General features: G+C 44.2%; 13 protein-coding genes. All 13 read right to left on the reverse strand.

Features of this window, described 5'->3' with window-relative positions:
- Positions 1-10 precede the first annotated feature (10 nt).
- Entirely contained in the window at positions 11-712 is a 702-nt protein-coding gene (locus M3M38_RS01245) for a Bax inhibitor-1/YccA family protein (protein WP_252767278.1), read from the reverse strand.
- A gap of 64 nt (positions 713-776) precedes the next feature.
- Positions 777-2,222, reverse strand: a complete 1,446-nt coding sequence (locus M3M38_RS01250; protein WP_252814424.1) for a glutamate--cysteine ligase — start codon at positions 2,220-2,222, stop codon at positions 777-779.
- Between the two features lie 216 nt (positions 2,223-2,438).
- Positions 2,439-2,621 carry a 50S ribosomal protein L32 gene (gene rpmF / locus M3M38_RS01255; RefSeq protein WP_252750151.1) on the reverse strand — a complete coding sequence of 61 codons (183 nt, stop codon included), beginning with the start codon at positions 2,619-2,621 and terminating at the stop codon, positions 2,439-2,441.
- A gap of 41 nt (positions 2,622-2,662) precedes the next feature.
- Positions 2,663-3,217, reverse strand: a complete 555-nt coding sequence (locus M3M38_RS01260) for a DUF177 domain-containing protein (RefSeq protein ID WP_252814425.1) — start codon at positions 3,215-3,217, stop codon at positions 2,663-2,665.
- A 59-nt stretch (positions 3,218-3,276) separates the two neighbouring features.
- The gene (locus M3M38_RS01265; protein WP_252814427.1) at positions 3,277-4,422 is read right to left on the reverse strand and encodes a nucleotidyltransferase; all 1,146 of its coding nucleotides are present in this window, start codon (positions 4,420-4,422) and stop codon (positions 3,277-3,279) included.
- A complete protein-coding gene (locus tag M3M38_RS01270) occupies positions 4,419-5,153 on the reverse strand; it encodes a class I SAM-dependent DNA methyltransferase (RefSeq protein WP_252814429.1) in 735 nt (244 codons plus the stop codon). Before M3M38_RS01270 ends, M3M38_RS01265 begins: the two co-directional genes overlap by 4 nt.
- A gap of 3 nt (positions 5,154-5,156) precedes the next feature.
- Positions 5,157-5,516 (reverse strand): ribosome silencing factor, encoded by a 360-nt coding sequence (rsfS, locus tag M3M38_RS01275; RefSeq protein WP_252814431.1) that lies wholly within the window; start codon positions 5,514-5,516, stop codon positions 5,157-5,159.
- Positions 5,517-5,524: 8 nt separating this feature from the next.
- The gene (gene yqeK, locus M3M38_RS01280; protein WP_252814433.1) at positions 5,525-6,127 is read right to left on the reverse strand and encodes a bis(5'-nucleosyl)-tetraphosphatase (symmetrical) YqeK; all 603 of its coding nucleotides are present in this window, start codon (positions 6,125-6,127) and stop codon (positions 5,525-5,527) included.
- Positions 6,114-6,692: a nicotinate-nucleotide adenylyltransferase gene (locus tag M3M38_RS01285; protein ID WP_252814434.1), complete on the reverse strand. Its 579-nt coding sequence runs from the start codon at positions 6,690-6,692 to the stop codon at positions 6,114-6,116. Before M3M38_RS01285 ends, yqeK begins: the two co-directional genes overlap by 14 nt.
- Before the next feature lie 9 nt (positions 6,693-6,701).
- The gene (yhbY, locus tag M3M38_RS01290) at positions 6,702-7,013 is read right to left on the reverse strand and encodes a ribosome assembly RNA-binding protein YhbY (protein ID WP_252814436.1); all 312 of its coding nucleotides are present in this window, start codon (positions 7,011-7,013) and stop codon (positions 6,702-6,704) included.
- A gap of 13 nt (positions 7,014-7,026) precedes the next feature.
- A complete protein-coding gene (gene yqeH / locus M3M38_RS01295) occupies positions 7,027-8,160 on the reverse strand; it encodes a ribosome biogenesis GTPase YqeH (RefSeq protein ID WP_252814438.1) in 1,134 nt (377 codons plus the stop codon).
- Positions 8,160-8,684: a YqeG family HAD IIIA-type phosphatase gene (locus M3M38_RS01300; protein WP_252814440.1), complete on the reverse strand. Its 525-nt coding sequence runs from the start codon at positions 8,682-8,684 to the stop codon at positions 8,160-8,162. Before M3M38_RS01300 ends, yqeH begins: the two co-directional genes overlap by 1 nt.
- A gap of 122 nt (positions 8,685-8,806) precedes the next feature.
- Positions 8,807-9,160 carry a 50S ribosomal protein L20 gene (gene rplT, locus M3M38_RS01305; protein ID WP_252767289.1) on the reverse strand — a complete coding sequence of 118 codons (354 nt, stop codon included), beginning with the start codon at positions 9,158-9,160 and terminating at the stop codon, positions 8,807-8,809.
- Between the last annotated feature and the right edge of the window lie 21 nt (positions 9,161-9,181).

Raw genomic sequence — 9,181 nt, forward strand, 5'->3', positions numbered from 1 at the left:
GATTTAATCACTAATTATTATTGTTTTGACCCATTCCGATTAATTCAACCAGAATTTCAAACAAGTTCAAAACATCCAGGTAGATGTTTAAAGCACCTAAAGTACTGAATTTTTCTAACTGAGCTTCTGAACTAACTTGGTTGGCAAACCGTTTCACACTCTGCGTATCCACGATGATGTAGAAGGCAAAGATAACTAACATGATTACATCAATCAGTAAGTAGAAACCTGGAACTCGAATGAAAACTGCCACAACTGAAAGAACAATGGCAGCTAACAAACCCCAGAACAAGTAGATAGACATCGGAATGTAATCCTTCTTGGTGTGGTTAGCGTAGTATGTCAAGCCCCCAAACATAACGGCAGTTGCCAACATGGCTAATCCAATCGTGTTGATATTGTAAATCACCAACAACGGACTCACGGAAACCCCAAACAATACCGTCATTGTGTAATAAATCGCATTGGCGGTCGAAGGACTTGAGTTTTCATTACTAATTGAACGCGATAACATAAACATTAGTGCCAACATGATTACTAGGAAAATCAAAGATGTTCCTAATCCCATCGACATAATAAAGTTACGCATGAACGTGGCCATAAAGGCCATTACTAATCCAGTAATAATCAGTCCAATCGTCACTTTTTGGTAAGTTTTCGCGATCAAACGTTGTGCTAGATCTTGAGTGTTACCCAAAATTTCACCATTCATAGTGAAACCCCCTTTTTAATTGTAATGCTTGAATTGTACCACATTTGTTGGGAAACAGTTACCTTTAACCCTTGTCGTGGTTGTCATAGCGGGACTGTAACGTCGTCAGTGATGTTTTATCAGTGACTGTCATTATCTGCTCAGAATCTGGTTGCACAGTAAACTTCGTTGGGGAGTCAACCACAAACGGAATTCCCGTCTCCGCTAAGTAACGATACTGGGGAATCAACTCTGGCGCAATCTCTCGAAATTGTTCCTGCGGTGGTACTTGCGTCCGCATTTGCTTGAACCGTTCACCCTGCCGGAACCCGAATTCCATTAAGGAATTGTCCTTAATCTCATCCACTAATCGGGCCCCAATGGTCTGCTTCGGATCATTAATTTGTTCCTGTACTAAAGCTAGTGCTGCTTGCCATTCTGAAGCATTTGGCAGTTGATCCAGTACCGATTGTAACTGATCAATTAACTGCTGGGCTTGCAGGTGTAACTTAGCTGGCAACGGTTCAGTAGGAGCGGACACGGCCACCTGCTGATTAGCATTGGCAGCCTGTTGCAGCTTCTCTTTATCCCAATCACGTGGAAAGAGAATTCCCGATATTATCAGTAGTTTAACAAACTGTAACGTGCTTAGTTGCATCCCATCTAATGCAAACGGATCATCATCTAGCACGCGTAACTCCAAATATTGAATTCCGGTGTCCAAAAGCGTATCTAAATCATCACTGCCCTTTAACCGGACTGGTCCGTAGAATTCGCTAGGAGCAAATAATTGTCCCGTTTTAATTGCATCCGCTTGGGCTTGAATGAAACCGGTCAGAGTATTGTATTCAATGTGAACATCCGGTAAGTTAGCAAATCCTTTCCGACTAGCCCGAATTGAACGAACTGGCTTTTGGGGACCGGCTTGATTCTCATCCAAAGGACTTGCTCCGTATAAATAGGTCAAGAGCCAGCGAAAGCCTACTAGATGCTGAGTAATTTGAAATAGCAACTGATTCTTCGCGGTCGTAAAATTATCCAGGTGATGCTGTTCCTGGTACCACGTCACAATTGCTGGATCCGGTGAATAACTCACGTGAATCCCACACATAATGTGTCGTAACGGCCCATATTTGGCCAATAACAAATCACGATAGCCCTGATACCATTCCCGTTTAAAGGTTTGTTCTAAAAAGGTGACGTCATCCGCTTGTAACCGAGGTGGCATGGACAACGGCCATATAATCTCATTGGGTTGCAGCTGTTCGTTTAACAATTGTTGTAAATTGTGAAGTTGATTCGTAACCCCCACGAGCCGGTGATGTGGCGCTGTGATTAGTTCCTCCATACTTTCAGAAAAATCGGTTTGAAAATAAGGTTGATGGCGCCGATTACCTAGTTGCTGGGGATGATCAAATTGAGAAAGACTCTGACGTTCTTGATCAACACGATGTTCTTCAATCTCAATCCCCATTTTCCCTTTAAATAAAAACTGCAACACTGATTGGTTTATTTGATTTACTTGCGGCATAACTTCCTACTTTCACCTTTGCATTTTACTAACCAGCTTAACTGGCTTGCAAAATTTAAGGAGGGTAAATTTGAATAATAAAAATTAGCACCAAAAATAACTTGAACAACTACTTATTTTTAGTTACCCGTATTCTAGCAAAGGCCCCTCGAAAGTCAAGATGAATAAAAAAGAACCAAGAAAACCCATGGTGTTTTCTTGGTTCTAATCAATTAATTAGTTGTTCTTTTGCGCAACGACTTCTTTGCCGTTGTAGTAGCCACAGCTAGGGCAAACGTAGTGAGACTTACGTAATTCACCACAGTTAGGACATGGGCTCATGCCTGGCACTGTCAGCTTAATGTGTCCCCGACGCATATCTCTTCTTGCTTTAGAAGTTTTTCTCTTTGGTACAGCCATTAGTAATAACCTCCCTTTAATTAATTTCCACTAGTGAATTTTTAAGCCTTGTCGTCATCATCCGCATAAAACTGTTTCAGATTAGCAAGACGTGGATCAACTTGATTAGATTCCTCGTGCTGATGCTTGTAATCAGCGTCAGAAATCACTTCCCAGTCGTCACCGGTTGGCATTGCTGCCCCAGCTTGTTCATCTGGAGAAAGTAAATGCATCGGAATCTGAATAATTACATTATCTGCCACTGCCTTACTAAAATCAACCTCGCCGTCGTCATCAACTTTAATCACGACAACATCGTTTTCATAACGATTCAAGGCTGCTTTTGTATTAACGTAAACTTCTGTAAAGTGAAACTGGAGTGGCAACTTAAATGGAGTTAGGGAACGTGATGAAGGAACCGTAACCGTTCCCTGCACGTCCGCATCCACAATTACATCACCATGATCGGCCATCGCTGAAACATTCACCGTAAACGGCGTCGCATCCAAAATTTCATCTGGATATCGGGTCGTTAAATCGGACTTTAAATCCAACTCCCCCTGTTCCTCAAACGGTGCCTTTTGATAGCTTTGTAATTTTTCAAAGGACCATTTCATGTAAATACCTCCAATGCAACAACCCCAATTATACTGACAATAAAAATCGATGTCAAGGTCTACTCCTTGATAGCTTCCGTTCTAATCACAGAACGCCGGCGGTCCTGAACTACCCCGGTGACCATTTCGGTAATTAATCCCGCTCGGTTTTCCAGTTGCAGTTCGTTTTCTAAAAACGACTTCGTAACCGTGGTAATCAACGGCATGGGCAACTGTTTTTTGAGTTCGTGCAGATAACCTTGCCCGGCCGTAGACATCCCTAGAATCCGCAGGACCGGTTGATAAGCAGCCACGGCGGTTGTTTGGTAGTTTAACAAGATATACGTACACAAGCGTTGCAACCGCGGATAAGTGTATCGTTTGGTTTTAATTAACTCCAGAAATTCGGTAAAGGAATGAGCGGCCACGGCAGCTCGTTTGATTCGATGCTCGAGACCCTCTGTCATTTGATAAGCATTCCGTAATTCTGCTAACGAGTGGGAGCTGATGGCGTACTTCAAGTATGGCCAATACTGTTCCCACGTAACGGGTTGAGCCGTGGCCATTAACTGAGCCGTGGCCGCTGGTACACTGGTTAAATAGTTCCGATTCTGTGCCAACAAGGCTTTTCGAATCGCCGTTCCACTAGAAATCGTGGCATGTAGATCCTGTTCCTGATGCCCGCTCACCCGTCGTTTGATGGGAACTAATTGCAACGAAGCATTGTGTGCCGCCACCGCCTGCGCATACCAAAACCCAAGGGTGTCGTTGGGTTCCGTCAGTTCAATTTCCAGTTCGCGTTGCAGAGCTTGTTGAAAAGCTTCAGGAAAGGAACGGTGATGATCTGCAAATTCCGTTCCACTAGGTTGCACTTGCTGCTGCGTAAATTGATTAAAATCCCACTCAGCATGTTCACAGCCAAAGGCCAAATAGTCACAATCCAGCGCTTGGACCAGTTCGATTGCATTCTGAGCAAACAAGTGGGCCGGTTGAACGGCAGCCACGGCTGGCAATTCCACCACTAAATCAATGCCACTGGCCAACGCCATTTTCGTCCGCGTCCACTTATCAAAAATGGCTGGCTCCCCTCGTTGGGTCCAATTACCACTCATAATCGCTACGGTAACATCCGCCTGGGTTCGTTGCTGGGCTTGCTGCAACTGAAACACATGACCATTATGAAAGGGTACGTATTCAGCAATGATTGCTACGGCCGTTGGTTTCATGCCTTAACTCCGTGGAAAAACCACCGGGTGGTTTGCTCCGTAACCGGTTGTTCCCCGAAGTCGGCCCGAACCGTAACGTTGGTAAACCCGGCCGCTTGCAAGGCTTGTTGATATGCTTCTAGTTCATAGGTCCGTTCGTAATGGGTTTCAGAATAAGACTGGTAAGCATCTAAATCTGCTTGATACAGGAAAAAGGTTAAATCATGTTCCACCGAATGCGGCCATTCCCCGGCGTAAGTGGTCCACATAAAGGCCTGCTCCTCGTCTTGATAGTTATACATATATCCTGGGTACTTAACGTCGGTTTGATAAGGGGTAATCACATCAAAACAAAATTGACCACCGGTAACCAGATGCTGGGCAACTTGCTGGAAAGACTGGGTAACTTCATCTAAATCAGATAGGTAACACAGAGAATCATCAAAACAGGTCACCGCATCAAATTCACCCAAGCCATCCAAAGCTAACATATTGAGTTGAAACAACGGAATTTCTAAATCAGCTGCCTCAGCATGTTGATTAGCCAAAGCGAGCATCTCACTCGACAAATCGACCCCCGTTACCGTATAACCAGCTTGGCCTAACAACACCAGTAAGCGACCTGTACCACAAGCAAGGTCCAAAACGTTCGCACCAGGTTGCACGTATTTTTGCAGATAATTCACCCACCGCGGATACAGGTCGTTGTCAAACAACTGATCATAAAAAGTAGCAAACTGACTGTAAATCATTGCTTAATCCTCGGTGATCCAGGCAGAAACATCTTCCACCTGTGCATCCGCCCACAATTTTTCTAGGTTGTAAAATTCACGGGTTTCTTTTTTAAACACATGAACAATGACTTCCCCAGATTCGATTAAAATCCAGTTCGCCTGATCTTTTCCTTCGACGTGACTAATGGAAATTTGTTGTTCTTCTAACTTATCAATAATGTTATTGGCAATTGCTTTGACCTGCCGATCAGAATCAGCATCCATAATGACAAAGTAGCGGCCCATTACACTTAATTTTTCAATGTTTAAAACGACAATGTCGTGTGCCCGCCGCTCATCGGCAGCCTTCACAACTGTTTCTAAAATGGCTTGATTATTCATTAATCCTCCTATTTTTGACCAGCCGCAATTACGTTGTAAGCAACGATTGCAGCTGGATAAATGGCTTGTTGGTTATTCACTAATCGTTTCATCGTTTGGGCGTTTTGGTAAACGACCCCGTCCCACAGGTTATGATGGGTAATTGCGCGAGCTTCATCAACCCCGGAAAAATCACGTTCCGGTTCAATGTAGTCTGCCATATAGACAATTTGCGCGTACACGTCCATCACGGGAGCCCCAATGGTGTGGTATTTGACGGCCCGGAGAATCCGGTTATCATTAATGCCAAGTTCCCGTTGGATCATTAAGTAACCCACGTACCCGTGCCAGATCGCTCGACCATACTTTAAGAGTTCTGGATCAAGGTGGTCCTGCTTAATTAAGGCCGTAAACTCATCTACATCACGCTGCTTGGCATAATCATGCACCAAACCAGCTAATCCGGCCACGGTCACATCCGCGTCATTTTCCTGGGCCAGCTCAAGGGCGGTCTGTTCAACGCGCAAACAATGGTCGAGTCGAGATTGCTTGAGATGCTTGCTCATCTTAGCAATGATTTCATCCCGATTAAAAGCTGCATAGGCTTGATAATTTAAATTAACGTGTGCCATAAAGTTGATGCTCCTTAATGTAATCTAAAACTAAATCTGGTAATAAGTAACGAACGGCTCTTCCTTGACTGAGATTGGTACGAATCAATGACGAAGACACCGCAAAAGCCGGCACTTTAATCCATTGGACTGGGTAGGGAGAATCTGCCGTTGTTTCCGGTCGGTTCACCCCCACAAAGGTGACCAGCTGGATTAAATCAGCAATCCGATACCATTTATCAAGGTAGGCAACCATATCGCCGCCAATGATGAAATAGTATTCCACGTTAGGATGCTGGGATTGCAGCTCTTTCATCGTATCATAACTATAACTTTTTCCTTGGCGTGCAATTTCTGCTAGTTCTAGACCAAAGTGTTCGTTCTTTTGGATTGCCAATTGCAACATGGCCACCCGATGATGAGCCGCAATGGCTTCTTTATGATCCACATGGGGTGGCAAAAAGTCCGGAAGAAAGTCCACTCGATCTAACTGCAGTTGAGCTAAAGCCTGCTCTGCAATGATTAAATGTCCCTGGTGGACCGGATTAAAGGTCCCCCCGAGTAATCCTACTTTTAATTTTCGCATCACACAGTCCTATAGTTGGTAAACTCCGTGAGAGATGTCCCGGTGGTTCGGCTGACTAGATTCATGAAAAAGTAAGACCGTTTTCCCAATCGTTTGAACCACCTGGATGTCACTGTTAGCCTCAATAAAGGCTTTCACATCTGCCGGAGCAACGTCCGCACTTTGTTGGATGCTGACCTTCACCAATTCTCGCTTATCAACTGCCTGAGCGACTTCTTTCAACCAGACGTCATTGAGCCCGTTTTTCCCCACCGAAAAAATCGGCCGGAGTTGGTTTGCATTGGACCGTAAAAATCGCTTTTGTTTCCCTGTTAGTTGCATAGTTTCCCCTTTGTTAAAACATTGATTTTCTAATTAAAACGGCCACACCCTTCGGCGCCCACCCGGCTACGACACTGCCCTTGGGCACAGTAATCCAACCTAATCCTTCAATCACTAAATCAGAAGTATCGGTCACCTTAAACTCATGGCGTTGCAGTGGAATGACATTTTCTGCTCCTTCTGGTGGAGTTAGTAATTCTCCCGCGTGCTTTTCAAAAAACGCATCAGCATTCTCCAATTTGGTCCGGTGAATCATGAGGTTATTATCAACGTAGACCGTGAACCCTGCTTTGGTTCCGCTCACGTAATCAAACCGACCTAACGCCCCTAAAAAAAGAGTTTGCTCCGCATTTAACTGGTAAGAACGGGGTTTAATCCGTTTTTGGGGTGAAACGTATTTTAAGTCATGACTATTTAAGTAATGCGCCATTTGACTAGCGTGAATAATTCCTGGCGTATCAACTAAATCATGCCCGTTATCCAATGGAATCTTGATCAAATCAAGCGTAGTGCCCGGGAACTTGGACGTGGTGATAACCTGTTCCTCGCCCGAACTTTGATGAATGATTTGGTTAATTAACGTCGATTTACCCACGTTAGTGACTCCAACGACGTAAACATCTCGATTACGGGCATTTTGATTAATGACTTTTAATAAATCATCGACCGACTGATTGGTCCTGGCTGAAACCAGTTCCACGCCCACCGGACGAATTCCGGCCCGATTGACCATTTGCCGTAGCCAATCTTTGACCTTCTTGGGTTTAAATGATGCCGGGAGTAAGTCGACCTTATTGCCCACTACAAGCACCGGATTATCACCGACAAAGCGTTGCAAACCGGGAATCAAACTCCCGTTGACGTCAAAAATATCAACCACATAGACTACCAGTGAGTTGGTTGTCCCAATTTGACTCAGTAAATTTAAAAATTCATCATCAGAAACGCTCACTGGTTGGATTTCATTGTAATGACGCAACCGAAAACAGCGTTGGCAATACAATTCTCCGGTTTCCAGTCCTTTCGCTAAGGCTCCTTTCGGAGTATATCCCGGTGCTTCTGGAGCCGTGGTTTGAATCTGAGCCCCACAACCGATGCAAAGCAATGGTTCTGTTTCAGTTGGCTCTTTTCCTTGGTTTTGATTCATTAATCAATATCTTCCTTCCACTGTAAGTGATATTTCTTGCGAATTAAACGGTAGACCAGTTTTTCTAACTGACGGTTAATCTTGGTGGGTAATAAATCAGTTTTCACGAGGGGTTTAACCCAAATACTCTTAATCTTACAGTTATTGGCCGCTAATACGTCGGTTAATAGTTGGTCACCCACCATCACCACTTCACCTCGATTGAGATGATCCCGTTTCAGCACCCGTTTAATCCCGACCGGTAGTGGTTTTAGAGCATGGGCCACGAACGGCAACTGCAGATCAGCCACTGCGTGTTTGACGCGACGCGGATTATTGTTGGAGACCACCACTAACTTGATTCCGGCGGCATGTAAGGATTCCATCCAGTGCCGTAATCTTTGCGTACTGGTTTTATTGTTCCAAGGAATGAGGGTATTATCTAAATCAGCCAAAACAGTCGTAATCCCGTGCCGCTTTAGTTTTTGGGGGGAAATATGAAAAACACTTTCCACCATCCAGGTTGGTTTAAAAACTCTTAACATAAAAACCCTCTCTTCTTTGTCATTTATCCTTTATTTTAAAGCATCTGCTGGAGAAATAGTAGCCCCGTGAAAGCAAAAAAACTTCCACCAGTCATCACTAGCAGAAGTCTTTTACGCTTATTTTATAAAGCTTTTTTTGCTTCGGCAACTAAGGCTGCAAAAGCATCAGCATCATTCACAGCTAAGTCAGCCAACATTTTCCGGTTTACGTCAATGTTAGCGGCCTTTAAACCGTGCATTAATTTGCTGTAGCTAATGTCGTTCATCCGAGCTGCTGCGTTGATCCGAGTAATCCAAAGTTTCCGGAAGTTACCCTTGTTGTTACGACGATCACGGAAAGCATATTCCCGTGATTTCATTACTTGATCTTTAGCAGTTTTAAAGAGCCGGTGTTTTCCACCGCGGTATCCTTTAGCTAATTTAAGGACGCGTTTGCGCCGGTTCCGTGTAGTAGTTCCGCCTTTTACTCGTGGCATATTAAAATCCCCCTAGATTAA

Source organism: Fructilactobacillus cliffordii (genome assembly GCF_024029355.1).
Taxonomy (GTDB): Bacteria; Bacillota; Bacilli; order Lactobacillales; family Lactobacillaceae; genus Fructilactobacillus; species Fructilactobacillus cliffordii.

Excerpts from the sequence above, each read along its gene's own strand:
- rplT (WP_252767289.1), bottom strand. The coding sequence starts at position 9,160 with ATGCCACGAGTAAAAGGCGGAACTACTACACGGAACCGGCGCAAACGC.
- yhbY (WP_252814436.1), bottom strand. The coding sequence starts at position 7,013 with ATGCAACTAACAGGGAAACAAAAGCGATTTTTACGGTCCAATGCAAAC.
- yqeH (WP_252814438.1), bottom strand. The coding sequence starts at position 8,160 with ATGAATCAAAACCAAGGAAAAGAGCCAACTGAAACAGAACCATTGCTT.
- M3M38_RS01285 (WP_252814434.1), bottom strand. The coding sequence starts at position 6,692 with ATGCGAAAATTAAAAGTAGGATTACTCGGGGGGACCTTTAATCCGGTC.
- M3M38_RS01250 (WP_252814424.1), bottom strand. The coding sequence starts at position 2,222 with ATGCCGCAAGTAAATCAAATAAACCAATCAGTGTTGCAGTTTTTATTT.
- M3M38_RS01245 (WP_252767278.1), bottom strand. The coding sequence starts at position 712 with ATGAATGGTGAAATTTTGGGTAACACTCAAGATCTAGCACAACGTTTG.
- yqeK (WP_252814433.1), bottom strand. The coding sequence starts at position 6,127 with ATGGCACACGTTAATTTAAATTATCAAGCCTATGCAGCTTTTAATCGG.
- M3M38_RS01300 (WP_252814440.1), bottom strand. The coding sequence starts at position 8,684 with ATGTTAAGAGTTTTTAAACCAACCTGGATGGTGGAAAGTGTTTTTCAT.
- M3M38_RS01265 (WP_252814427.1), bottom strand. The coding sequence starts at position 4,422 with ATGAAACCAACGGCCGTAGCAATCATTGCTGAATACGTACCCTTTCAT.
- rsfS (WP_252814431.1), bottom strand. The coding sequence starts at position 5,516 with ATGAATAATCAAGCCATTTTAGAAACAGTTGTGAAGGCTGCCGATGAG.
- M3M38_RS01270 (WP_252814429.1), bottom strand. The coding sequence starts at position 5,153 with ATGATTTACAGTCAGTTTGCTACTTTTTATGATCAGTTGTTTGACAAC.
- M3M38_RS01260 (WP_252814425.1), bottom strand. The coding sequence starts at position 3,217 with ATGAAATGGTCCTTTGAAAAATTACAAAGCTATCAAAAGGCACCGTTT.
- rpmF (WP_252750151.1), bottom strand. The coding sequence starts at position 2,621 with ATGGCTGTACCAAAGAGAAAAACTTCTAAAGCAAGAAGAGATATGCGT.